This is a genomic window from Hydrogenovibrio kuenenii DSM 12350, assembly GCF_000526715.1.
GTDB classification, from domain to species: domain Bacteria; phylum Pseudomonadota; class Gammaproteobacteria; order Thiomicrospirales; family Thiomicrospiraceae; genus Hydrogenovibrio; species Hydrogenovibrio kuenenii.
The window spans coordinates 323,179-346,858 of sequence record NZ_JAGP01000001.1 but is presented as its reverse complement, the minus strand read 5'-3'; the positions used below and the strand labels follow the sequence as shown (position 1 = coordinate 346,858).

The window sequence follows — 23,680 nt, the reverse complement described above, 5'->3', positions numbered from 1 at the left end:
GCATGAATAACCACATGAAAACTCATCAAAAAGCGGGAGTATGGAGTCGAGCGAAAATTTCGACCCTAAGCATTATTTTGCTAGTCATGATGGCAGGAGCTGGCGTATTTTTTACTACAGCATTTACCGTAATTCACACTCAACTCGCTACAACATTAAACCAGTGGCAGCATATCCACCATCTAGTCGCACAATCGGGAACCGCTGAAACAGCAAACTCCTATCAAGCAGTGAGCACTCAGTTAACACAAACCATTACATCTGTTAAAAACTTAACAGTTTACTTTATTGTGGCCGTACTTGTTGCTGTCGGCGCATTCTTTATTCTCATGTACAGCACCTTGATGATTAAGATCGTAAAACCGATCAAACAAATGGAAAAAGGGATATTAGAAATCACTACTACCAATGACTTTTCCAAAGTACTTGATGTGAAATACCAAGATGAAGTTGGACAAGTAATGACTTGCTTTAACGGCTTGACGGGCGATTTAAAAAATATCTTTGACCGAATTAATGCCAGCTTGTCAGAAGTTGCAAATGGTAACTTCGATCAACGCTGCACACTAGAAGTTCACGGCGACCTACAAACTTTAAAAAATATGGTGAATGCATCAGTTGACAGCGTACAAACCACAATGAATTCAATGGAAGACATTGCAGGTGCGATTTCAAATGGAGACTTTTCAGCTCGAATGAATCCTGAAGTAAAGGGAAATATTCGCATAAAAGTAGACCAAGCCATGCAAAATATGGACACCATTATTCAACAAATAAATTTTGTGATGGAAAAAGTGATGGTTTCCGACTTTAGCCAACGAATCACCGAAGATGCAAAAGGTCAAATGGCAGAGCTAAAGTCCTTTATCAACAAAGCCGTTGCAGAAATATCACAAAGCATTCAAGAGCTAAATACTTCAGCCAAACACTTAAGTGAAGGCGATCTCACTTATCACATGAGCCGGTCGTTTAGCGGTGATTTAAAAACCCTACAAGACAACTTATCTCATGCCGTCACCCAACTACATAACTCTATGACACAGGTTATCAACACTTCATCTGAAGTGGCACAGGGAACACTCGAAATCTCACAAGGTAACGACAACTTATCGGAAAGAACGCAATCTCAAGCAGCATCCTTAGAAGAAACTGCTTCTGCCGTAGAGCAAATAACATCTACTGTACAGCAAACATCCGAACATGCACAACGCGCCCATGAACTTGCAAGTGAAACCATGACACTGACGCATGACGGCCGTCAAGTAATGCAGGAATCGGTTGAATCTATGTCTCGTATTCAAGAATCCAGTGAACGCATCAGCGATATTATTGCATTAATTGACAGCATTGCTTTCCAAACCAATTTACTGGCCTTAAATGCAGCTGTGGAAGCGGCACGTGCTGGCGAACATGGCCGAGGATTTGCTGTTGTTGCTGGTGAGGTGAGAAGCTTGGCTGGTAAATCTTCCGATGCGGCCAACGACATTCGAAAACTGATAGATGAAGTCGTTGCTAAAGTAAATCAAGGCGCTTCACAATTAAATGAAACCAATGACGCTTTTGATAAAATCAATCAAGGCGTACAGACCGTAACTGAGATTGTTGCAGAAATAACCATTAGCGCTAAGGAGCAGGCTACAGGTATTGGCCAAGTAAATCAGGCAATCGCGCAGCTTGATAGTGCGGTACAGCAAAACGCTGCTTTAGTTGAACAAACTGCGGCAAGTGCTTCACACCTAACAGAACAAGCTGTGAAATTACAGCAAGATGTTTCAGGATTCGAAGTAGAAAAGGCAGGCGCATCTAAAACCCTCTCTCTACAAGAACAGTACTAGGATGACTTTTCCTCGACTTTTGACTGGTGTGTAAAGTTGGCTGTAATGACAATTTTTACTCGCCGATTTTTTGCACGACCATCAGGTGTATCATTTGAAGCTATAGGGCGATACATACCATAACCCGCGATCCCAAAAAGCTTTTGAGGTAAGCCACTCGATTCCATAAGCAGCTGCATTACACTTTCTGCTCGCATAGTGCTCAGAAACCAGTTATTTCTCAAACTTGATTCCGGGTTAATTTTCGCATTATCGGTATAACCTGCAATAGAAATCTCCCGACGTAAATTCAGCCCTTGTTTTTTTGCATCATAAGCCACACCAGCTGGCAAAACTTTAGACTGTTCTTCCGTTAATAAAGGAATTTTCTTTAACTCTTCTCCAACCAATGTTAATTCTTTTGCCAAACCTTCTGATGGATTAAACCCCCCTTCCACAAAAGCTTGATCATTATTGATATCAATTTCCACGCCGAGAGACGTTCTTTTAACCTTTACAAAAATTGCATCTTGAAATTGACCTGTTAACTCAATGGAAACCTGGTCTAAATCATCCTCTAACCACTTCTGTACTTTAGAAATCTCCCCTTTATTCAATACAATCATTAAAATAAAAAAGGTAATCAATAAAGTTATCATGTCTCCAAAAGAGAACAGCCATCCTGACTTAATTTTTTCAGACTTAACACTACTCATGACACTACCCCGGCTTAGTAATAATTTGCGGCAGCAAATAAATTTCTACACGCCGATTTATTGGATCCATCGGGTTACTAGAAATGGGACGTAAACTCCCATAACCTGCTATTCCAAAACGATTACCCGGTATCTGGCTATAGAGTTGAATGTAATTCATAATGGCATAAGCTCGAAACCCACTCAATTCAATATTACTTTGATACAGCGCCGTCTTTGCAAGCGCTGATGCATCGGTATGACCCTCAACCCTTAAGGTCATAATCAACTTTTGGTTTGGTTTCAATGGAATCGCTCGAACCAGAGCTCTATGATTTTGAATATAGTGCTCAAAATCTACCGTTTTCAACAACTGAATAAGCTGGTTCAAGTAAGGTAAATATAGCGGATTAATTTTTGCACGCGCAGAGGCAAAGAGGCGGTTTTTTTCAAATAAGGTAGGTTTAAACGTCAACTTAACGCCTTTGGCGACCGTATTATCGATAACTAACCAATTCATGCCTTCTTTAGACGATTGCACCTTAATATCATGATATAAGGCATTAATCGCTTTTTGGTAACTTCTTTTTGACTGGTTAGTTTCAATACCAACGATAGAGATAATAATTACAAAAAGAGCTAACAAGGAAGTAAACAATGCAATAAAAATGATTTGTGATGAACGATAGCGCTTGAGACGAAGAAAATCGGCTGCTTCTGTCTGAGATTCTTGCTTAGATTGATCAAGGAGCATTCGTTTCATATTTGTTTCACGCCCTAAACATTAATGAAGCTCTAAATCTAACTTCTGCTTCGTTTTATGGTTAACATAAGAGAGTAAACTTTCTTTCATCATCAATGGTGCTTGCTTCTGTTTTAAACCCATTACACCAAAAATGATAATTTCATCTTTAACCACTTCTGCATCAGAAAGCACTTTAAGTTTTCCTGACATGGGAATAAAAATAAAATTGGCAAACAACACACCATAAAAGGTAGTTACCAATGCCAACCCCATACCGGTTAACAAAGAGTTAAGCATGTTCTCAGATTGCCCAACCACATTAGCTGCATCTCCCCCTCCTACTTGAGAAGTCATCATCATAATCAACCCCATTACCGTCCCCATCATTCCGAATGCTGGTGCATAGGAAGCCATGTTATTGAACACATCCTGACAGTTCAAATGACGCATACGCATAGAGTTTAAATGATTCTCAAGGCTTGAACGCAGATGTTCTTCATCACGGTAAATCATCATTTCAGTTAGTGCAAAACCCAAAAAAGGGTCAGTCTGATTCTCAATTTCTTTTTCGAGAGCCAACTCGCCCTTTGTATAGGCTAGATGAGATAGATACATCAATTGTTCAATAATTGTGGATTGTGAAGCAGGTTCAGAAGTTAAAACTTTTATAAAACCTTTAAAAAAGCACATCATCTGACTGAAGGGATAGTTGATAAATGCAGCGGCGAAAGTCCCGCCTAAGACCACCATCAAAGCTTGCAAATTAAAGAATGCAGATAACAGTTCGCCTGACTTGAAATCGACCATGTTGAACAGGACGACGATCAAGCCAAGAATAATGCCTACTATACTTGCTAATTTGCTCATCTAGTTAGGGTTTAGGCACCTCCGTCTTAAACTCAGAAAGGGGCGTAAGGTGCGCTTTAAACCAATCCTCTAATTGCTGGTTAATCTCTTCAACTGAAAATTCCGATGGCTCTATCGGTGAACTGATATACACATCAATCGTTCCTGGATAAATAAGCAAACTACCCGTTGGCCAACATTGCCCCGCATTGTGAGAGACAAAGTAGGTATTAACACCTGATCGTTGGGCAAGAATTGCCCCTCCAGCATTAATTTTGCCTATTTTTCCATGGCGGGTTCGGGTGCCTTCTGGAAAGATTACCACCCAAACGCCTTGTGCAAGCTTTTCAGTCCCTTGATCAATTACCTGTTTCATCGCTTTGCGGCCGGCTTTGCGATCAATTGCAATCGGCCCCATCATCTTCAATCCCCATCCAAAAAAAGGAATTTTCAGTAATTCTTGTTTTAAAACAAACGTCTGACGTGGAAAGAACTCTTGAAACGCAAAAGTTTCCCAGGCCGACTCATGTTTAGCAAGGATTACGCCAGATTTTGAAAGGTCAATATTCTCGCGCCCATGAACCTGATAATTGACACCACAAGTCCACTTTAACCATCGGATGGTAAACCTCGCCCATAAGTGGATGTACGCATAGCGAACTGAGGCAGGCGCAACCCACAAGACTTGCGCGGTAACAACAAAGAAAATAAGCGTCGCAATATGCCCAGCAAAGAAAATAGACGACCTAAATACAGTTAAAAGCTTCATAGCAAGCTCTCCACAGCTGTCAAAAGGTTGTCGTAAACAGGTACATCCGATAACTCAGGTGATTTTTTTGACAAGGTACGTTCGCCTTTGCCCGTTCTAACAAGCATCGGTTTCATTTTCATCGCTTTGGCTACTTGAATATCAGCAAGAGAATCGCCAATCATTGGAACGTTAGCCAGAGACAAACCAAATCGATTTTGAATCGCTTGCAGCATCCCTGTTCCAGGTTTTCTACAAGGGGCATTGTCCTCAGAAACATAGGGGGAATAACTAATCCAATCAACGGCAACTTCGTACTCAGCCAACAGTTGAGTAAGCTTTTGATGCATGGCATGTAAAGTTTGACGGGAATAATAGCCACGACGAACACCGGACTGATTTGTTGCAATCGCAACAGTCCACCCTGACTTTTTCAATTTCGCAATTGCTTCAATACTACCAGGTTCAGGAATCCATTCATCGGGATGTTTAATGTAAGCATCTGAGTCTTGATTCACCACACCATCACGATCTAATACAATGATTTTGTTCATTTTTAAACCCTAGACAAAAAAACGAGTGGAGAAGCTTTCTCAACCCGTTTTTTCTAAATTACGCTGACAGACGAGAGATATCTGCTATCTGCAAAAAGAGTTGATAGATTTGATTCAATAATGCCAAGCGGTTATTACGAACAGACATGTCATCTGCCATTACCATAACTTCATCAAAGAACACATCCACTGGCTTGCGAATGCGAGCTAAAGCTTGCATTGCTTTTGCATAATCACGATCAGCAATCAAGCAACTTACCTCTTCTCTCAACTCATCAAGAGTTGCGAAAAGCACTTTTTCTGCATCCGTCTCAAACAGTCTTGTTTCGACAGTTTCTGCGAAAGGTTCATCTAGTTTTTTCAAAATATTGGCAATTCGCTTATTAGCCGCGCTCAGGCTTTCTGCCTCTTCCATCGCGCTAAATTGTTGAACAGCCGCAATACGCTTATCAAAATCTATTGGATGACTTGGTGCACACACGCGTACTGCTTCAAACTCTTCAGCAGAAACCCCTTTATCTGCATAATAGGCTTTTAGGCGACTGATAATAAAATCGTATATCTCGGCAGTCAATGCATCAGAGCTTTCAACCGCATCATGCAACTTGATACTTTCACGAATCAGTAATTCCAGATCAAGGTTTAGCTGTTTTTCAATCATGATTCGCAGCAAACCAAGTGCAGAACGACGTAACGCAAAAGGATCTTTATCACCCGTTGGCACCTGACCCAAACCGAAAATTCCGGTAATTGTGTCGAGCTTATCAGCAATTGCTAAAGCTTGAGCCACACCTGAATTTGGCAGCTCATCGCCAGCAAACCTTGGTTGATACTGTGCATCTAAGGCATCGGCTACCGCAGCATTCTCGCCCTGCTCTAATGCATAATAGCGCCCCATAATTCCTTGCAGATCAGGGAATTCTCCTACCATTTCAGACATCAAATCACACTTGGACAAACGTGCTGCTCTTTCTAGTAATTGTGGCTCTTCACCCAGAGGCTTACCAACTTTTACCGTTAGCGTTTCTAGACGTTCAATCTTGTCATACAAAGTCCCTAACTTTTGTTGGAAAACGACTGTTTTCAAACGAGGTAAGAAATCATCTAAAGATTGCTTGCGGTCTTGATCCCAGAAAAATTTTGCATCGGCAAGTCGAGGACGAATAACACGTTCGTTCCCTTTCTTCACAGAATCAGGATTGCTACTTTCAATATTGGAAAAAGTAATGAACTTAGCCATCAAGCTGCCATCTTGATTCAATAAATGGAAATATTTTTGATGGCCTTTCATCGCTGAAATCAATGCTTCGGAAGGTACGGATAGAAACACTTCATCAAAATCACCCACCACGGCTTGCGGCCACTCATTCAATGCGGTGACTTCTTCCAATAAATCTTCATCGATATCGGCAATACCGTTCATCGACTTCGCAGCGGCTTCAACTTGCGATCGAATCATTTCAGAACGCTCTGCAAAATCTACTTTAACCTTACCTTCCACTTCTAACTTAGAGACATAATCAACAGGCATCGCAATTTCAATTTCTTGTGGCGCATGGAAACGATGACCACGCGTTGTGTGACCAGAAGACAAGCCTAAAATTGTCGCAGGCACAATCTGATCATCCAACAACATCAACACCCAGTGAGCTGGACGCACAAATTCAACATCAGAAGCACCCCAACGCATACGTTTAGGAATTGGGAGTTTTGCCAAAGATTGACTCACTATTTCCGGTAACAAAACCTTGGCCGTTTCACCTTTTTGCTCAAGGTAATAAACCATCCATGTCCCTTTTTCAGTTTCAATCTCAGATAACGCATCGACTTCAGCACCGCAACCACGAGCAAAACCTAGCAATGCCTTGGTCGGTTCACCTTGATCGTCAAATGCGGCTTTTTTAGCTGGACCTTTGCGTTCAATCGTTTTGTCTGCCTGCACAGTTTGCAATGCTTGTACTCTAACCGCCAAACGACGAGGCGAAGCATAAGTGCTCACTTCGCCAAAAGACAATTCAGCCACTTCTAGTCCGGCAGTAATACCTTTTGCAAAAGCTTCTGACAAAGCTTTTAATGCTTTTGGCGGTAGCTCTTCAGTACCAATTTCAACCAAAAAATCTGCAGTTGTATCAGTCATTACTTGGCACCTCCGTCTTTTACCAACGGGAATCCTAGGGCTTCACGACCTTCATAATAAGCTTCGGCAATCTGTCTCGCCATGGTTCTAACTCTTCCAATAAATCTAGCTCTTTCTGTCACACTAATGGCATGACGTGCATCCAATAGGTTAAATGCATGTGATGCTTTCAAAACTTGTTCATAAGCAGGTAATGGCAACTTATCCTCTACCAGCTTGGCAAAAATCGTTTCACACTCATCAAACGTACGGAACAAAATTTCCGTATCTGCTTTTTCAAAGTTGTAAGTAGACATTTCAACTTCATTCTGATGAAAGACATCACCATAAGTTACTTTACCTTCCGGACCATTTACCCATGTCAGGTCATAAACACTGTTCACACCTTGCAAATACATCGCAATACGCTCTAAACCATAGGTAATTTCGCCGGTTACAGGGCGACACTCCAAACCACCGACCTGTTGAAAGTAGGTAAATTGTGTAACTTCCATACCATTCATCCAAACTTCCCAACCTAGACCCCAAGCACCTAATGTTGGCGACTCCCAGTTATCTTCAACAAACCTGATATCGTGCTCAAGCGGGTCAACACCGAGTTGACGCAAAGAATCCAAATATAGCTCTTGAATGTTATCTGGTGACGGTTTCAGCATCACTTGAAATTGGTAGTAATGCTGTAAGCGGTTAGGATTTTCACCATAGCGGCCGTCAGTTGGACGTCGACAAGGCTGAACATAAGCTGCACGCCAAGGCTCAGGACCTATTGAACGAAGAAAGGTTGCCGGATGAAAAGTTCCTGCTCCCATTTCATTGTCATAAGGCTGCATAATGACGCACCCTTGTTCTGCCCAAAAGGCTTGTAATGTTTGAATGAGTCCCTGAAAGGTTTGTATGTCAGTTGCTGCGTTTGAAGACACTTGAATTGATTCCTATCTGAGTGTTTCTATAAATTTTTTGGTTTAAAATATGTTGAGCCGTGTTTTACCACGAAAAATTCTGATAATTATACCAATTTAACGCCACAAAATTAGGAAGAAAAATGCCCTCCACCACAATAGATGCAAAAGGACTCAAGTGCCCCATGCCCGTCATCAAACTACAACAGGCGGTCAGAAACGCTACCTCTGGAGATCACATTGCAATAGAATGCACAGACATGGGCGCTGAAAAAGATATTGGCAGTTGGTGCAAAGTAAATAAACATCAACTCGTCAGCTGCATAATGGGCGAATCAAAATTCAAAGAACGGCTGACACCAACACTATTCATTACTATCGAAGTAAAATAATGGAAATTATTTTCCAGACACTTTAAGCACGCTAGATTCCAGTGTTATTTTGAGTATAATTGACTGATAGGCTTTCATTAGGTAAAAACATTCTGTGCAGATTTTTTTCAGCAAATTAGGACTCATTGTCTTTTCTCTTATTTTGGTTAGCTTCTATGCATTCAATTCCGATGCAAGCCAACCATTAGAAAAACAAAGACTCCCCCTTCCACCGCTACACTCTGCACTCAATCCAAGTTTAGGTATTACAGACACGCAAGAAACATCCTCTGCTAAATGGGCAAAGTATTCGATTAAGATCCCTAAAAACGGATCCCTTTCGGAAGCACTAGATGACCTTGGTGTGAGTAAAACAACTGCTTTTGAGATCAAGAAATTACCCAATAGCCGTCTGTTAACGCAGCTTCGCGTCGGCGACACTTTGAACATATGGGTAGACCAAGATCGTGAGCTACAAAAAATAGACTACCCAAAAACCAGAGCTACGCATTACCAACTAACTCGTTCGGATAATGGTTTTAAAATTCAACCCGTCGAGCACCCTGTCGAAATTAAAATCGCTTCAACCGCAGGCATTATTAAACATTCATTTTACTTGGGTGGACAAGATGCAGGATTAAGCGCCAACACCATTATGAACTTAGCGGACATCTTTAGTTGGGAGATTGATTTTATACGTCAACTTCGTCCCGGAGATCACTTTAAAGTCATCTATGAAAAACGTTTTATTGACAACAAATACGTCGGGGATGGCGACATACTGGCGGCAGAAATTACAACGGCTGGCGACGACAAACATACAGCTTTCTTACTAAGAAATGCTAAAGGCGAGAACATTGGCTATTACGACATCCATAAGCACAATTTGAAAAAAGCTTTTTTACGCAACCCTGTCGACTATGTTCGCATTACATCCACTTACAAACCCATGCGCTTTCACCCAGTTTTGAAAAAATGGCGCGCACATCGCGGTATTGATTATGGCGGACCTGTGGGCACACCCATTCATGCAACAGGCGAAGGACAAATCATTAGACGCGGCTGGAGCAAAAGCTATGGACGCGTTATTTACATCAAACACGCAGGAAAATACACCACCGTCTATGCTCACATGTCTAAGTTTGGTAAATTCAAAAAAGGGCAATGGGTAAAACAAGGTCAGGTTATTGGCTATATTGGTCAATCAGGTTTAGCAACTGGGCCCCATTTACACTATGAGCTTCGCATCAGTGGTCATTATGTCGATCCATTGAAAGTTAAATTCCCAGATGCCGCACCAGTACCTAGACGTTACCGTACTCAATTTGTAGAATATGCTTCTTTAATGCACGGCCAATTGAGTAGAATCAACCCTCACAATACACAGCTGGCAACCCGTTTTGAATAAAAATCTATTCATCGGACTCATGTCTGGCACCAGCTTAGATGGCGTAGATATTGCATTGACAGAAATTTCAAACGACACCATTTCTTGTCATGCATTTAAAACCATCCCCTACTCCGCTACACTCAAAGATCAATTGCACGCATTAAACCTAAACACTGAAGTCACTTTGCGAACTCTAGCGCAACTACAAACTCAATTAGGGCTACTTTATGCTGAAATCATTAATGACTTTCTAAACGTACAAGCCATTCCTCACAAGGATATTCAGGCAATAGGCTCCCATGGTCAAACTATTTTCCATGACCCCTCTTTGTCTATGTCGATACAGATTGGGCACCCTGCATTTATTGCAAAACACGCAGGCATTCAAACCGTTGCAGATTTTCGCATTGATGACATGGCTAATGGCGGCCAAGGGGCACCTTTGGCACCTGCTTTCCACAAGACATTATTTCAAAAACACAATGAACGACTTGCCATAGTAAATTTAGGTGGCATTGCAAATGTCACCTTACTATCCGAAAACGGCGAAATACACGGAGCTGACACAGGGCCTGCAAATGGTTTAATGGATGAAATTTGCCAAGCAAAACTTAACTTAGCCTATGATGCGAATGGAAAAATTGCTCAATCTTGTGAGCCAGATGAAATGCTATTAAAGCAAATGCTATCAGATCCATATTTTGAAAAACCCTTCCCTAAAAGCACGGGCCGGGACTACTTTAATCTGAAGTGGTTAAATCAATTTGCTACCGAACATTTATCAACTGAAGTACTTATTTCTACCTTAAACCAACTTACTGTTGAAACGGTTGCAAACGCCATTAAAGACTTTAAGCCAGAAAAAGTCATTCTATGTGGTGGTGGTGCAGACAACCGTACATTACAAAATAGGCTGAATAAATCTTTAGGCATTGAGGTCGTATCTAGCTCCAACTATAGTGCCAACCCTCATGCAATAGAAGCCATGATGATTTCTTGGCTGGCTCACCAGCGCTTGAATAAACTACCTATTGAACTTCAATCAATTACCGGTGCATCTGAAGCCTCTATATTGGGCGGAATCTGGGCGCCTTAACGGCATCACGAAATTGTTTAAAATCTACCAGGCCGGGGTGTAACTACGAAACAACACTTCTAAGTCCCAAAAACAAAAATGCCTGACAAGAGCCAGGCATTTTTTATAAGACATTCTACAAACTATCTAACCACTATTTATCCATAAAGTCTGGATCACCGTGACCACGCTGATCTAATGGAATATAGCATGCGCTTCCAGCACCGGTATAAATCTGAGTAGGACGAAAAATCTTATTGTCTTGCAATTGCTCACGCCAATGCGCCATCCAGCCAGCAGAACGAGCAACTGCAAAAATTGGTGTAAATAAACCAGCATCAAAGCCCATTTCTTTGTAAAGAATACCTGAGTAGAAATCCACATTCGGATAAACACCCTTATGAGCAAGTAACTCTTCACAAACTCTTTCAACTTCCAAGGCTGTATCGAAAGCAATACTCAAGCTACCAGACTTATTTTTCAAAATATCAGCAGATAACTTCTGCAAAATCGTCGCACGAGGGTCTTTGGTTTTGTACTCTCTATGTCCCATTCCCCAAATGACCTTCTTTTTCGCAAGGCGATCTTCAATATAAGCTCGGGCATTTTCTGGACGACCGATTTCATCCAACATTTCGATAACCATTTGATTGGCACCACCGTGCAATGGCCCTGACAAAGAAGCAATTGCAGATGAGATAACGGAACACGGATTTGCAAGCGTAGAACCAGTAACCATCGTTGTAAAGGTTGAAGCATTAATAGTGTGCTCCGCATGCAAAATCAAACATGCGTCCAGCAAGCGCGCCCAATCTTTATCAGGCTCTTCACCGGTAACCATATACAAAAAGTTTTCTGCATAATTCAGGTCAGTTCTTGGCTCAATAGGATCATACCCATTACGCATATGCTCCCACATGGCAACCAAAGTCCCCATGTGTGCAATAATTTTTACAGTAACATCATTGATATAGGTTTGGTTTTCAGTACCGCCCTTCATATACTCGGTACTAGGGTAAAAACTTGCCAAACTGGCTACCACAACTTGCAACATGTGCATTGGATGCGTGGTAGAAGGTAAGTTTCTCATGATTTCACGAATATTAAACTTTACACGGCGTGACTGGCGAAGTGATTGATCAAAAGTTTCCAATTCTTCTTTGGTTGGCAAACGACCAAAGAGCAGCAATAGTGTAGTTTCTTCAAATGAAGATTTTTCTGCCAGCTCCATAATATCGTAGCCGCGATATGACAAAATGCCATTTTGACCATCGATGAAAGAAATTTCTGATTTGGTAGCAGGAACACCTGCCAGTCCTGGGATATATTCCATAAGCCTATTTTTTATTCGTTAAACACTAAAGGATGAACCGCAACCACACGTCGTTGACGCATTAGGGTTTTCAATAACAAATCGAGCACCTTGCAAATCTTCAAGGTAATCGATTTTAGCACCCACCAGATATTGAAAACTCATTGGGTCAATCATCAACTTAATCCCGTTTTTATCGACCACAGTGTCATCTTCTGCTTGGCTTTCATCAAACGTAAAACCATACTGAAAACCAGAGCAACCGCCGCCAGTAATATAAACGCGAAGTTTCAACTCTGGATTACCTTCGTCATCAATCAGGCCACTGACTTTTGCTGCGGCCGCATCTGTGAAATTCACAGGAGTAGGCATTTGAGACATAACATTCTCCTTTTAGAGAGTTATAAATTCTTAAGAGGGATATTATATACCAAAACCCTCTCTTATAAGAATGTGAGCAAGAAAAGCCTGTTTCCAGGCTAAGGTAGAGTTAAGGCAATAAGGCGACCTGTTGCAGCCCCATTGTTTCTGGTAAGTCGAACATAATATTCATATTTTGCACTGCCTGCCCAGATGCACCCTTAACCAAGTTATCAATCACCGACGTGACCACCACTAAAGGACTGTCTTCAGGACGATAAATAGCCAAACGACACATGTTTGACCCTTTTACCATACGAGTCTCTGGCAAACTACCCGCTGGCATTACATCCACGAAAGCTTCATCCTGATAAACCGACTCATACAGCGCCTGAATTTCATCCTGCGTTTTATCCACAACCATTGTGGCGTAAATGGAACTTTCCATCCCACGAATCATTGGAACCAAGTGCGGCACAAATGTTAAACCGACTTCTTTGCCCGCTTGCTGAGCAAGTTTCTCTTTCATTTCAGGCAAATGACGATGACCCGCTACACCATAGGCTTTAAAGCTTTCGCTCATTTCCGCACCCAGCATTGCAACATTAGCCCCTTTACCAGCACCACTAACACCTGATTTTCCATCAGCAATCACAGAGTCTACACTGATCCAACCTGCTTTAACCAATGGTAACAAACCGATCATGATACTGGTCGGATAACAGCCTGGGTTACCAATGATATCGGCATTTTTAATTGCGTCACGATAATATTCAGGCAAACCATAAGCAACTTTAGGGAACAAATGCTTGCCGGTATGCTCATGCTTGTACCACTTTTGCCAGACTTCCAAATCTTCAATACGAAAATCGGCTGCCAAGTCGATGACCTTAACGCCTTTATCAACCAGAGCCTCAGCCATACTCATTGCAACCCCATGAGGTGTCGCAAAAAACACCACATCACAAGTTTGAAGTTTTTCCACATCAGGCACCGAGAAGCACAGATCATAAATACCTCTTAGGTTAGGATACATGTCTGCCACAGCAACACCTTCTTCACTACGAGAAGTAATCATCGCAACTTCGGCATTCGGGTGGTTTGCCAAAATTCTCAGCAATTCCACACCGGTATAGCCTGTTCCACCGACGATTCCAACCTTAATTTGTTTCATTATTTACGACCTTCAAAATTCTTTTAGACAGACATGTAATTTTGCCAGAAAACGGCAAAAAAATCAGTGATAGTTTATTTAACCACTTTCTTTTAGAGAAAAAAAAGCCGCAATAATTGCGGCTTTTTAAAAATAGTTTAAATCTCATTCCATCATTTTTCCAATACCCACGAGAGTTGAATGATTCGCCCTTGCCAATCTTGAATAGTTAACCATAGACGATCATCTGTTTTTATTACATCGGGAAAAGGTACATGAGCGTGCTGTATTGAGGTATTGCCATGTACAATTCCACTGTCATCATCTGGCAGATTGGGAGCGCTTGTGGCGACTTTCAAATACGCCTGCTTAACTCTATTGGCACAACTATCACCAAAAATCACACTAAAATCTTTCTCTCTTTCACCATCATGCAGGTATGGCGGCTCTTTATCCATCGGTCTAACCTCAGCCGAAAACTCTCCGTTCTGTTTTTTCGCCCATTTTGGCTCTAATGGCGGCGGCGTTAATGCCTGATATAAAAACCAGAATGGCAACAACAGAATAAAGCCATTTATCCAAAAACGATATCTCAGCCAAAATACTTTCATCACACCGCCTTCTTTGGCTTAATAATTGTGCGCTTACTCCACATCAAAAACCCCGTTATCGACATGGTCGAAAGCAACAAACCAAAAACAAACCATATTGCTTTACTCCACAATCCCGCAAAGGTGCCATAGTGCAATGGATCCGCTATATGCGAAATAACTTGCAACGCATTCATCTGACTAGGTTTTCTTACATCAGCAACTTCATCATTCCAAGGGTTGACCAACAATTGATATGAATAGTCATCAAACAGAAATGCGCCTTCAGTTCCCGCAACCCGAAAGTAGTCGCGATTATGCTCAGGAAAAGAGATCATCTTTGGTTGAAAGTTTTTAAATTCAGATTCAGACCTTTTCAGTGCTGCAGACAAAACATCTGGGGATTGCAGTGACTTCTGTTGCGCTTGAAACATTACCTGTTGAGAAATAGGCTTTGACTCCTTCCATAGAGGCACTTCGTTATGCCACATGACTGCTTGAACGAAATACCATATGCCTGTCAGCGACATAATGGCAAAAAACCAAATTGACCATATGGCAACCAAGCGGTGAAAGTCTTTATAGAAGGCTTGTATGCCTTGATTTAACCTTAACTTCGGTTGTAAAAAACACCGCCAAAATTTTTTATAAACGACCAAACCCGAGATCAACGCCCCCATGAGCACAAATGCCATCAAGGTCACCAAGTAATAACCCACGCTGTAATGATGGTGCCACGGAAATAAAAGCCAGCCATGCAACATTCGCATAAATCCGATAAACGTTAGACCTTGGTTCACTTCCTGAACTTTTGCGGAGTATGGATTCACATATAAAATTGCAGGTGGCTTATCTTCTCTATTTACAAATACGGCTGTCACCAAGTATGGCTCCAACTCCATGATTCGTGTTACTTTTGCATCTGGTACTTGCGCCTGTACTGCTTTAAAAAGCTCAACCATAGATTTTTTGGGCAAATTCTTAGGATTTTCAGCACGTGCTTCTGGATTGGTTATCCAAGTTATTTCATGACTCATAACGGCGATTGTTCCGGTAACACATACAAAGCTAAACAGCAACCAAACCGGCAGCGAAAACCAACCATGCAACTTAAACCAAAACCTGCGTGATCCAAACACCATACAGCTACCCTTTTTTAAAGTTCTACTTTCATGCCGGCTTCAACCGTTCTTGGTTTTCCGAACCAACACCAAGAAGTAGAGTAACAACCGGACACGTAACGCTCATCCGTCAAGTTATGTACAGACAAATTGAACAACACAGATTTGTCCATCATTTTTGTTTTGTAGGAAGCTGACGCATCATAAAGCGTATATCCAGGTGTCTTGCCTGTATTAGCGGCATCAACATAAGTTTCTCCTACATAACGCGCACCACCACCCAACTTCACACCACCTGTAAAGGCATATTGCCCCCATAAAGATGCTGTTTTGTCAGCGACCCATGTTGGCGTTTTCCCTTTGTTATCACCTTTTGTATACTCCATATCCAGAGCCGTATAAGTCAAGGCCACATCAAAGCGATCAACTGGAGTAAAGTTTGCCTCCATCTCAAACCCTTTAGATTGCGCTTCACCCGACTGAATTTTGTACCCCGTGTGAGCAGGATCTGTTGCCGTGATATTCTGCTTTTTCAAATCAAAAACAGATGCCGTCAAAGATACTTTCTTGTTCGGTGAGTTATACTTCGCTCCTAACTCTATTTGCTGACCTGTCGTCGGCTTAAAGGCTTTGCCGTCATAACCGGAACCAGACTGAGGCTCAAATGACTCGCTATAACTGATAAATGGCGCAATACCTGAATCAAACGTATAAAGTGCGCCCAATCTACTTGAAACATGATTTTGATTCACTTTGGTTTTTGTACCATTCGCAACCTCGGAACCATCATATTGATCGTAACGGGTGCCAGCCATCAAAACAAAATTGTCCCACTTCATTTGATCTTGCAAATAGGTTCCAACTTGCTTGGCTTTGATTTCGCGCTTGGTAATCGAATACATGGATGACATGATGCCTGCATGTGTCACCTGACTATTGTTAGGGTTAAAAATATCTAATGTTGGTGCACTGCCATACCCTGTATTCAGGTGAGCATCCATATTCTGATAATCCAACCCAACCAACAAATGATGCTTAACCTTTCCTGTTTTCAGTATGCCTGACAACTGGTTATCTATGGTTTGCGTATCCATACTTTCATAGGAGTAGATTGAATAGCGCGTCAGCGTATGATTATCAGCCTGTAGACCTGAACCATAAATGCTTTCATAATCGACCTTGCTATTCATCACTCTGGCATTTTGCTTAAAAGTAATACCGTTTTTAAACTCATGTCGAAGACTGTATCCAAGAGAACGTTGCTCCCGATTGAATTTTTCAAAATTAGTATCACCATCATAAAAATCAGGCTCTAACTGCCCCAATGGATTTGAGTAAAGCGAACCTTTGCTCGGTGCAGATCCATAAGAGCCAGATTTTGGATCATTCTGATACAGTGCCCGGACTGTCAACGAGGTTTTATCAGATGGCTCCCACTTTAAAGATGGAGCCAACACTACGCGCTCTGCTTCCGTTGTTTTAGCTTGCCCATCTTCAGTACGACCTAACGCAATTAACCTGTAACTAAAGTCACTACTACCGATACCGCCAGTAAAATCACCTGATAACTCTCTTAAATTGTAGTTACCAAGCTTAACTCCAATTTCATTCTTGGATTTGAAACTTGGTTCTTTACTCACCATGTTAACCAAACCACCTGGAGCAGCATTACCATACAGCACAGATGCTGGCCCTTTGAGTATCTCAATTCGATCCAAAATACTGTTATCCAACTGCGGATACAAATACCAGTTGTCATACATCAACGACAAGCCATTCCAGTAATTGTTGTTTGAAGAAAAACCACGAATGGTGAACATATCATAACGACTGACGACGCCACCTCTAGAATCAGGAGTAATCCCTGCCATATAGTGTGTTGCCTCACTTAAAGAACTTGCACCTTTAAACTCCAAGTCATCACTCTTGGCCACGCTCACCACAGCGGGGGTTTCAGCCAAAGAAAGAATTGACTTAGTCGCCGTACTTCCTTTTACAGTTGAAGCATCTTTACTAATAGTCGCCTTATCTTTATCAGACTGTACAACTACCGGCTTAAGCTCTGTTACTTTGGCAGCATGCGAGATTAGTGGATTTACAATCAAAGCCGACCCTAGTAGACATCGACTGATTACTGATGACAATGGATTCTTGCTTTGGTTTAGACAACTAATACCAATATTTTTTGATGACTCGTTCATTAAGATACCCAGCAAATTTCGTGAAGAAACGTAAGTATAATAATAACAATTATCATTTACAATACTTTTATTAAATAAAACTAAAACTCAACCATGAAAAACATAAGGTATATTAAGTAAGTACGCAAAAATCATTAAAATAAATATTTAAAAGGAAGGAAATATTAAAATTAGGTAATTAAAAAAGCCGGCATATGCCGGCTTTTGAGAGTAAACGAACTTATTTGAGTTCAATTTTGACATTCAGAGTTTCAGTTTTGCGCCAGACTTAAGGCGAGAATTTGACCCGAAACGGAGTGTGCAAATAGCACATAAGCATCGGAAGCAAATTCTCAACACAGAAGATTTCGTGAAAATGAACCTCTGAAACCAAAATTTACATCATGCCGCCCATTCCACCCATACCGCCTGCACCAGCAGCTGCCGCATCTGCGCCACCATCTTTAGCAGGTAGATCAGCAATTGCTGCACCAGTCGTTAGAACTAGACCTGCAACAGAAGCAGCGTTTTGCAATGCAGAACGCGTTACTTTAGCAGGGTCAATAATCCCTTTTTCAATCATGTCAACGTAGACTTCTTTTGAAGCGTCGAAACCGAAGTTACCTTCGCCTTCCATCACTTTGCTAACAATAACAGACCCTTCTAAACCGCAGTTAGACGCGATTTGACGCATAGGCTCTTCCATTGCACGTAATGCAATTTGAATCCCAACTTCTTGGTCATTGTTGTCGCCTTTAACGTTGATTTTTGACTTAGCACGAACCAAAGCAACACCACCACCTGCAACAATCCCTTCTTGAACTGCAGCACGAGTCGCATGCAATGCATCATCAACACGGTCTTTTTTCTCTTTCATTTCAAGCTCTGTCGCCGCACCTAATTTCAGTACTGCAACACCACCAGACAACTTAGCCAGGCGCTCTTGAAGTTTTTCTTTGTCATACTCAGAAGTTGTATTTTCAACTTGTGATTTGATTTGCGCGCAACGAGAAACGATATCTTCTTTTGCTCCAGCACCATCAATCAACTTAGTAGAGTCTTTACCAACAACAGCTGACTTAGTTTCACCCAATAATTCTAGAGTGATATTTTCTAGCGTTAGACCAACTTCTTCAGAAATTACCGTACCGCCAGTTAGAACCGCCATATCTTGCAACATAGCTTTACGACGCTCACCAAAACCTGGTGCTTTAACTGCAGCAACCTTAACGATACCACGCATATTGTTGATAACCAAAGTCGCTAGCGCTTCACCATCGACATCTTCAGCAATAATCAACAATGGACGACCTGCTTTAGAAACTGCTTCTAAAGTCGGTAATAATTCGCGAATGTTTGAAATCTTTTTGTCGTATAGCAAGACAAAAGGTGCTTCCAACTCAGCAATCATTTTTTCTTGGTTAGTTACAAAGTAAGGTGACAAATAACCACGGTCAAACTCCATACCTTCAACCACAACCAATTCATCAGTTAGAGAAGAACCTTCTTCAACAGTGATAACACCTTCTGTTGAAACTTTTTCCATTGCATCAGCAATCATTTTTCCGATCGCTGCATCTGAGTTTGCAGAAATCGTACCAACTTGAGCAATCGCTTCAGAAGTTGTACAAGGCACAGCCATTTTTTTGATTTCTTCAACAACAGCTTCAACCGCTTTATGAATACCACGATTTAGATCCATTGGGTTCATACCAGCAGCAACAGACTTCATTCCTTCACGAACGATAGACTGAGCCAAAACGGTTGCAGTTGTTGTGCCATCACCAGCAACATCATTGGTTTGAGAAGAAACTTCTTTCACCATTTGCGCACCCATGTTCATGAATTTATCTTCTAATTCAATTTCACGTGCAACGGTTACACCATCTTTAGTAACCGTTGGCGCACCAAAACTCTTCTCTAGAACAACGTTACGGCCTTTAGGCCCAAGCGTGACTTTTACTGCATCTGCAAGGACATTAATCCCTTCAACCATTTTTTCACGGGCATCTAAACCAAACTTTACTTCTTTTGCCATCTGCTTATTCCTTTACTTAATACTTTAAATTCTAATGATTTAATCGGTCTGAAATTATTCGATAATCGCAATAATGTCATCTTCACGCATTACTTTTAGCGCCTGACCATCGTCATCTTTCACTTCTTGACCAGAGTATTGACCGAATAGCACTTTATCACCAACCTTTACGGTCATTGAAATAATAGAACCGTTATCCGCAGCCTTACCTGGACCTACCGCAACCACTTCACCACGATTTTCTTTTTCTTGTGCAGAACCTGGAAGCAAAATTCCTCCAGCAGATTCTTTCTGCTCTTCTACTTGGCGAACAACAACACGGTCGTGTAAAGGTTTAATATTCATACATTATTACTCCTAAAAAAATGATTTGATTTCATAAATATATTGCATCAGATTAGCACTCTATTCATGAGAGTGCTAATTATTTTAGACAAAGATTCATAGCTGTCAAGAATATGGGGACGTTTTTATACTTTTTCAAGAAAGATGGGTAAAAAAAGATTAGATAATTCACAACCCAGCCTGGCAGATTTTAATAAAAATCTGCCTGGCTGGGGTATCAGAAGAGGTCAAAAAAATCTTACTCAGACAATACAAAGTTATCGCGATGAATTAAAAACTCACCATCGTTGTAACCTAGAATAGTTCCAATTTCGGAAGATGCCTTGCCAAGAATCTTTTGCGCATCATCCAGATCATAATTCACCAGACCTCGCCCAACTTCTTGGTTTTGTTGATTAACGCACACCACCATTTCACCACGGCGAAACTGACCAGAGACCTCAACTACACCGATTGGAAGTAAACTACGCCCAGTCTGCTTCAGTGCTTTAACTGCACCATCATCCAGCACCAGTTGTCCCTTAGCCTGAAGATGCCCCGCTAACCATTGTTTGCGCGCCGTCATCGGCTCTAAATCAGGAATCAACAAAGTTCCGATTTGCTCTCCAGATTTAAGCCTTGGCAAAATACTTTCTTCGCGACCAGATGCTATAAAGGTTGCTGTACCAGAACGGGCAGCACGCTTTGCGGCCATCACCTTGGTATACATACCACCTTTACCTAGCAATCCACCCTCTGGGCTTGCCATTGCTTCAATATCCTTACGACTGACTTTCGCCTCTGAAATCAATTGTGCATCAGGGTTTGTTCTCGGATTATCATCATACAACCCTTGCTGATCGGTCAAAATCACCAACACATCGGCAGATACAAGGTTTGCCGTTAAAGCGGCAAGCGTGTCGTTGTCACCAAAACGTATCTCATCAGTAACCACCGTATCATTTTCATTGATAATAGGAATAACACCTTGATCCAAAAGGGTTTGAATCGTATTAGAAGCATTTAGATAACGCGCACGGTTTGATAGATCATCATGCGTCATCAAAATCTGTGCAGTCAAAATACCATGTTTTGAAAATGCAGATTCATAAGCTTGAATTAACCCCATTTGACCTACCGCTGCCGCAGCCTGCAATTGGTTAATTTCAGTTGGTCGTTTTGACCACCCTAGTCGCTTAATACCTTCAGCTACAGAACCTGAAGAGACAATCACAACCTCGACACCCTGCGATCTCAAAGCCACCATCTGCTCAATCCACTGTTGCATCGCAGCTTGGTTAAGACCTTTACCATCATCTGTTAGCAACGCACTGCCAATCTTAACAACCCAACGTTTTGACTGTTTTACCGCTTCACGATTCTGCACGTTAATTAATCTCGCCTAAATCCAATGATGTTAATCCAAAATATCACTTTCTGATGACTCTGCAGACTCGTTGCGAGCATCCTGTCGGTTTTGATGAAGCGCATAAGCCACTTCTTTTACCAAGGTTTCCGTACCTTCTCTATTTGCTGCTGAGATTCGATAAACAGGCCCCTGCCAATCCAACTGCTGAACAATTTCATCGCATAACGTTTGCGCATCATCAGGTGGCAATAAATCCGTCTTATTCAGTACCAACCAACGATCTTTTGATGCCAATTGATCACTATACTTTTCAAGCTCTGCTTCAATAACACGAATTGCTTCGACCGGACTTAAATCATCCATCGGTGCGATATCGACCACATGAAGTAAAAGCCCCGTTCTGGACAAGTGCTTCAAAAACTGAATACCAAGACCCGCACCTTCTGAAGCACCTTCAATCAAACCAGGAATATCAGCAATAACAAAGCTGGACTCTTGAGAAACGCGAACAACCCCTAAATTGGGATACAGGGTTGTAAATGGATAATTAGCAACTTTTGGTCTTGCAGCCGAGACAGCAGTAATCAAACTTGATTTCCCCGCATTAGGCATGCCCAACAATCCTACATCGGCCAATACCGCCAGCTCTAACAAAAGGTTACGCTCTTCTCCAGGTTCTCCTGGTGTAAACTGACGTGGCGTACGGTTAGTACTGCTCTTAAAATGAACATTTCCTATACCATGACGACCGCCTTCTGCCACAAGCAACACCTGATCATGTTCAACAAGGTCACCAATAGTTTCTTCGGTATCAACATCACGAACTATGGTTCCAACAGGGACTTGTATGTACAAGTCTTCTCCTGCACGCCCTGTTTTTTGCTGCCCCATGCCGGCTTGACCATTCTGAGCCTTATAGTCACGCGTGAAACGAAAATCCACCAAGGTATTCAAGTTACGGTCCGCTTTTAAATAAACGCTACCACCATCACCGCCATCACCGCCATTAGGCCCACCGAACGGAATATACTTTTCACGGCGAAAACTCGCCACACCATTTCCGCCTCGACCAGCTAGCACGTGGATTGTCGCTTCATCTACAAATTGCATGACTATCTCTTTATGATTGTTCTTTTAACAATGGAAACTCAAAATTAAGATACCCATTATAAATTAAGCTGCCATTTTCAAAATAGCAGTTAATAACTTTTTCTCTGAAAACAAAAACGCCCCGTCAAAGCGGGGCGTTTTGCTAACCAACAATTAAAGCTAAAACTTACGCTGTTGCTTCAATCGTCACATAGGTGCGAACTGGCTTACCTTTGGTTACAAAAGCAACGGTACCGTTAGCTGTTGCAAACAAAGTATCATCTTTTCCGCGACCAACATTATCACCAGCGTGGAACTTAGTACCACGTTGACGAACAATGATGCTTCCAGCAGAAACTAGCTCACCACCAAAGCGTTTTACGCCAAGTCGCTTCGCATTAGAATCGCGACCGTTTTTAGTACTACCTGCAGCCTTCTTATGAGCCATGGTGCAATCTCCTGTTGACCTGTCTACTCCCTACTCAGAAGTAGCTCAAGTGCTATTTAATCAAGAATCCGAGTAAATACTCAGAAAATATTAAGCAGAAATCTTACCGATAACTACTTCAGTATAGTTTTGGCGATGGCCTTGCTTAGTACGTGATCTGTTCTTACGACGACGGAATTTAATGATAGTCACTTTTTTACCACGACCGTTAGACTTAACAGTTGCTGCTACTTTAGCGCCTTCAACAAGTGGTGCTCCAACTTTAACATCGGCACCTTCACCTACCATCATCACTTGATCAAACTCAACAGCATCACCTTCACTTGCATTTAGGGATTCTATTTTTAGAACTTGACCTTCACGGACTCTGTATTGCTTACCACCGGTTTTAATTACCGCATACATATTGGAAACTCCCGGTT

23 protein-coding genes are annotated in these 23,680 nt (G+C 41.7%); 4 read left to right on the top strand and 19 right to left on the bottom strand.

Annotated features, from left to right (window positions below; all coding sequences use genetic code 11):
• Positions 1 to 14: 14 nt before the first annotated feature.
• The gene (locus N745_RS0101555) at positions 15 to 1,835 is read left to right on the top strand and encodes a methyl-accepting chemotaxis protein (protein WP_051453415.1); all 1,821 of its coding nucleotides are present in this window, start codon (positions 15 to 17) and stop codon (positions 1,833 to 1,835) included.
• Here the strand turns inward: N745_RS0101555 and N745_RS12160 are convergent.
• Genes N745_RS12160 through glyQ form a run of 7 tightly spaced genes read right to left on the bottom strand, consistent with a single transcriptional unit; the run spans position 1,832 to position 8,459 of the window.
• Positions 1,832 to 2,530: an OmpA/MotB family protein gene (locus N745_RS12160; protein ID WP_024850386.1), complete on the bottom strand. Its 699-nt coding sequence runs from the start codon at positions 2,528 to 2,530 to the stop codon at positions 1,832 to 1,834. The two genes, N745_RS0101555 and N745_RS12160, sit on opposite strands and share 4 nt — an antisense overlap.
• A gap of 4 nt (positions 2,531 to 2,534) precedes the next feature.
• The gene (locus tag N745_RS0101545) at positions 2,535 to 3,272 is read right to left on the bottom strand and encodes an OmpA/MotB family protein (protein WP_038070558.1); all 738 of its coding nucleotides are present in this window, start codon (positions 3,270 to 3,272) and stop codon (positions 2,535 to 2,537) included.
• 21 nt (positions 3,273 to 3,293) lie between these two features.
• Positions 3,294 to 4,121 carry a motility protein A gene (locus tag N745_RS0101540; RefSeq protein WP_024850384.1) on the bottom strand — a complete coding sequence of 276 codons (828 nt, stop codon included), beginning with the start codon at positions 4,119 to 4,121 and terminating at the stop codon, positions 3,294 to 3,296.
• Between the two features lie 4 nt (positions 4,122 to 4,125).
• Positions 4,126 to 4,869: a lysophospholipid acyltransferase family protein gene (locus N745_RS0101535; RefSeq protein WP_024850383.1), complete on the bottom strand. Its 744-nt coding sequence runs from the start codon at positions 4,867 to 4,869 to the stop codon at positions 4,126 to 4,128.
• A complete protein-coding gene (gene gmhB / locus N745_RS0101530) occupies positions 4,866 to 5,402 on the bottom strand; it encodes a D-glycero-beta-D-manno-heptose 1,7-bisphosphate 7-phosphatase (RefSeq protein ID WP_024850382.1) in 537 nt (178 codons plus the stop codon). The genes N745_RS0101535 and gmhB overlap by 4 nt, the downstream gene beginning before the upstream one ends.
• Positions 5,403 to 5,460: 58 nt before the next feature.
• The gene (gene glyS, locus N745_RS0101525) at positions 5,461 to 7,539 is read right to left on the bottom strand and encodes a glycine--tRNA ligase subunit beta (protein WP_024850381.1); all 2,079 of its coding nucleotides are present in this window, start codon (positions 7,537 to 7,539) and stop codon (positions 5,461 to 5,463) included.
• Positions 7,539 to 8,459 (bottom strand): glycine--tRNA ligase subunit alpha, encoded by a 921-nt coding sequence (gene glyQ / locus N745_RS0101520; RefSeq protein WP_024850380.1) that lies wholly within the window; start codon positions 8,457 to 8,459, stop codon positions 7,539 to 7,541. The genes glyS and glyQ overlap by 1 nt, the downstream gene beginning before the upstream one ends.
• 122 nt (positions 8,460 to 8,581) lie before the next feature.
• Between glyQ and N745_RS0101515 the strand changes: the two genes are divergently transcribed.
• The 3 genes from N745_RS0101515 to N745_RS0101505 all read left to right on the top strand — a co-directional run bounded on the left by N745_RS0101515 (position 8,582) and on the right by N745_RS0101505 (position 11,295).
• Positions 8,582 to 8,830: a sulfurtransferase TusA family protein gene (locus tag N745_RS0101515; protein ID WP_024850379.1), complete on the top strand. Its 249-nt coding sequence runs from the start codon at positions 8,582 to 8,584 to the stop codon at positions 8,828 to 8,830.
• 94 nt (positions 8,831 to 8,924) lie between these two features.
• Positions 8,925 to 10,217 carry a M23 family metallopeptidase gene (locus tag N745_RS0101510; RefSeq protein WP_024850378.1) on the top strand — a complete coding sequence of 431 codons (1,293 nt, stop codon included), beginning with the start codon at positions 8,925 to 8,927 and terminating at the stop codon, positions 10,215 to 10,217.
• Positions 10,210 to 11,295, top strand: a complete 1,086-nt coding sequence (locus tag N745_RS0101505; RefSeq protein ID WP_024850377.1) for an anhydro-N-acetylmuramic acid kinase — start codon at positions 10,210 to 10,212, stop codon at positions 11,293 to 11,295. Before N745_RS0101510 ends, N745_RS0101505 begins: the two co-directional genes overlap by 8 nt.
• Before the next feature lie 133 nt (positions 11,296 to 11,428).
• Here N745_RS0101505 and N745_RS0101500 read toward each other — a convergent pair whose 3' ends face one another.
• The 12 genes from N745_RS0101500 to rplU all read right to left on the bottom strand — a co-directional run bounded on the left by N745_RS0101500 (position 11,429) and on the right by rplU (position 23,663).
• Complete coding sequence (locus tag N745_RS0101500) at positions 11,429 to 12,607, bottom strand: citrate synthase (RefSeq protein ID WP_024850376.1); 1,179 nt, start codon at positions 12,605 to 12,607, stop codon at positions 11,429 to 11,431.
• Between the two features lie 18 nt (positions 12,608 to 12,625).
• Positions 12,626 to 12,967 carry an iron-sulfur cluster insertion protein ErpA gene (gene erpA / locus N745_RS0101495; RefSeq protein WP_024850375.1) on the bottom strand — a complete coding sequence of 114 codons (342 nt, stop codon included), beginning with the start codon at positions 12,965 to 12,967 and terminating at the stop codon, positions 12,626 to 12,628.
• Positions 12,968 to 13,076: 109 nt separating this feature from the next.
• Positions 13,077 to 14,120 carry an N-acetyl-gamma-glutamyl-phosphate reductase gene (gene argC, locus N745_RS0101490; protein ID WP_024850374.1) on the bottom strand — a complete coding sequence of 348 codons (1,044 nt, stop codon included), beginning with the start codon at positions 14,118 to 14,120 and terminating at the stop codon, positions 13,077 to 13,079.
• A 152-nt stretch (positions 14,121 to 14,272) separates the two neighbouring features.
• Entirely contained in the window at positions 14,273 to 14,710 is a 438-nt protein-coding gene (locus N745_RS0101485; protein ID WP_024850373.1) for a hypothetical protein, read from the bottom strand.
• Positions 14,710 to 15,831: a PepSY-associated TM helix domain-containing protein gene (locus tag N745_RS0101480; RefSeq protein ID WP_024850372.1), complete on the bottom strand. Its 1,122-nt coding sequence runs from the start codon at positions 15,829 to 15,831 to the stop codon at positions 14,710 to 14,712. Before N745_RS0101480 ends, N745_RS0101485 begins: the two co-directional genes overlap by 1 nt.
• A gap of 14 nt (positions 15,832 to 15,845) precedes the next feature.
• Positions 15,846 to 17,915, bottom strand: coding sequence for a TonB-dependent siderophore receptor (locus N745_RS0101475; RefSeq protein ID WP_157833727.1), 2,070 nt, complete (start codon positions 17,913 to 17,915; stop codon positions 15,846 to 15,848).
• Positions 17,916 to 18,387: 472 nt separating this feature from the next.
• Positions 18,388 to 20,028 (bottom strand): chaperonin GroEL, encoded by a 1,641-nt coding sequence (groL, locus tag N745_RS0101470; protein WP_024850370.1) that lies wholly within the window; start codon positions 20,026 to 20,028, stop codon positions 18,388 to 18,390.
• A 54-nt stretch (positions 20,029 to 20,082) separates the two neighbouring features.
• Positions 20,083 to 20,373, bottom strand: a complete 291-nt coding sequence (locus N745_RS0101465) for a co-chaperone GroES (RefSeq protein WP_024850369.1) — start codon at positions 20,371 to 20,373, stop codon at positions 20,083 to 20,085.
• 238 nt (positions 20,374 to 20,611) lie between these two features.
• Positions 20,612 to 21,739, bottom strand: a complete 1,128-nt coding sequence (proB, locus tag N745_RS0101460) for a glutamate 5-kinase (protein ID WP_024850368.1) — start codon at positions 21,737 to 21,739, stop codon at positions 20,612 to 20,614.
• Positions 21,740 to 21,769: 30 nt separating this feature from the next.
• Positions 21,770 to 22,831 carry an Obg family GTPase CgtA gene (cgtA, locus tag N745_RS0101455; protein ID WP_024850367.1) on the bottom strand — a complete coding sequence of 354 codons (1,062 nt, stop codon included), beginning with the start codon at positions 22,829 to 22,831 and terminating at the stop codon, positions 21,770 to 21,772.
• A gap of 166 nt (positions 22,832 to 22,997) precedes the next feature.
• Positions 22,998 to 23,258: a 50S ribosomal protein L27 gene (rpmA, locus tag N745_RS0101450; RefSeq protein ID WP_024850366.1), complete on the bottom strand. Its 261-nt coding sequence runs from the start codon at positions 23,256 to 23,258 to the stop codon at positions 22,998 to 23,000.
• 90 nt (positions 23,259 to 23,348) lie between these two features.
• A complete protein-coding gene (gene rplU, locus N745_RS0101445; protein ID WP_024850365.1) occupies positions 23,349 to 23,663 on the bottom strand; it encodes a 50S ribosomal protein L21 in 315 nt (104 codons plus the stop codon).
• Positions 23,664 to 23,680 lie beyond the last annotated feature (17 nt).

Excerpts from the sequence above, each read along its gene's own strand:
- N745_RS12160 (WP_024850386.1), bottom strand. The coding sequence starts at position 2,530 with ATGAGTAGTGTTAAGTCTGAAAAAATTAAGTCAGGATGGCTGTTCTCT.
- N745_RS0101485 (WP_024850373.1), bottom strand. The coding sequence starts at position 14,710 with ATGAAAGTATTTTGGCTGAGATATCGTTTTTGGATAAATGGCTTTATT.
- N745_RS0101515 (WP_024850379.1), top strand. The coding sequence starts at position 8,582 with ATGCCCTCCACCACAATAGATGCAAAAGGACTCAAGTGCCCCATGCCC.
- cgtA (WP_024850367.1), bottom strand. The coding sequence starts at position 22,831 with ATGCAATTTGTAGATGAAGCGACAATCCACGTGCTAGCTGGTCGAGGC.
- gmhB (WP_024850382.1), bottom strand. The coding sequence starts at position 5,402 with ATGAACAAAATCATTGTATTAGATCGTGATGGTGTGGTGAATCAAGAC.
- N745_RS0101465 (WP_024850369.1), bottom strand. The coding sequence starts at position 20,373 with ATGAATATTAAACCTTTACACGACCGTGTTGTTGTTCGCCAAGTAGAA.
- N745_RS0101540 (WP_024850384.1), bottom strand. The coding sequence starts at position 4,121 with ATGAGCAAATTAGCAAGTATAGTAGGCATTATTCTTGGCTTGATCGTC.
- argC (WP_024850374.1), bottom strand. The coding sequence starts at position 14,120 with ATGAAACAAATTAAGGTTGGAATCGTCGGTGGAACAGGCTATACCGGT.
- N745_RS0101545 (WP_038070558.1), bottom strand. The coding sequence starts at position 3,272 with ATGAAACGAATGCTCCTTGATCAATCTAAGCAAGAATCTCAGACAGAA.
- N745_RS0101500 (WP_024850376.1), bottom strand. The coding sequence starts at position 12,607 with ATGGAATATATCCCAGGACTGGCAGGTGTTCCTGCTACCAAATCAGAA.
- rplU (WP_024850365.1), bottom strand. The coding sequence starts at position 23,663 with ATGTATGCGGTAATTAAAACCGGTGGTAAGCAATACAGAGTCCGTGAA.
- erpA (WP_024850375.1), bottom strand. The coding sequence starts at position 12,967 with ATGTCTCAAATGCCTACTCCTGTGAATTTCACAGATGCGGCCGCAGCA.
- N745_RS0101555 (WP_051453415.1), top strand. The coding sequence starts at position 15 with ATGAAAACTCATCAAAAAGCGGGAGTATGGAGTCGAGCGAAAATTTCG.
- N745_RS0101535 (WP_024850383.1), bottom strand. The coding sequence starts at position 4,869 with ATGAAGCTTTTAACTGTATTTAGGTCGTCTATTTTCTTTGCTGGGCAT.
- groL (WP_024850370.1), bottom strand. The coding sequence starts at position 20,028 with ATGGCAAAAGAAGTAAAGTTTGGTTTAGATGCCCGTGAAAAAATGGTT.
- glyS (WP_024850381.1), bottom strand. The coding sequence starts at position 7,539 with ATGACTGATACAACTGCAGATTTTTTGGTTGAAATTGGTACTGAAGAG.
- rpmA (WP_024850366.1), bottom strand. The coding sequence starts at position 23,258 with ATGGCTCATAAGAAGGCTGCAGGTAGTACTAAAAACGGTCGCGATTCT.
- N745_RS0101480 (WP_024850372.1), bottom strand. The coding sequence starts at position 15,831 with ATGGTGTTTGGATCACGCAGGTTTTGGTTTAAGTTGCATGGTTGGTTT.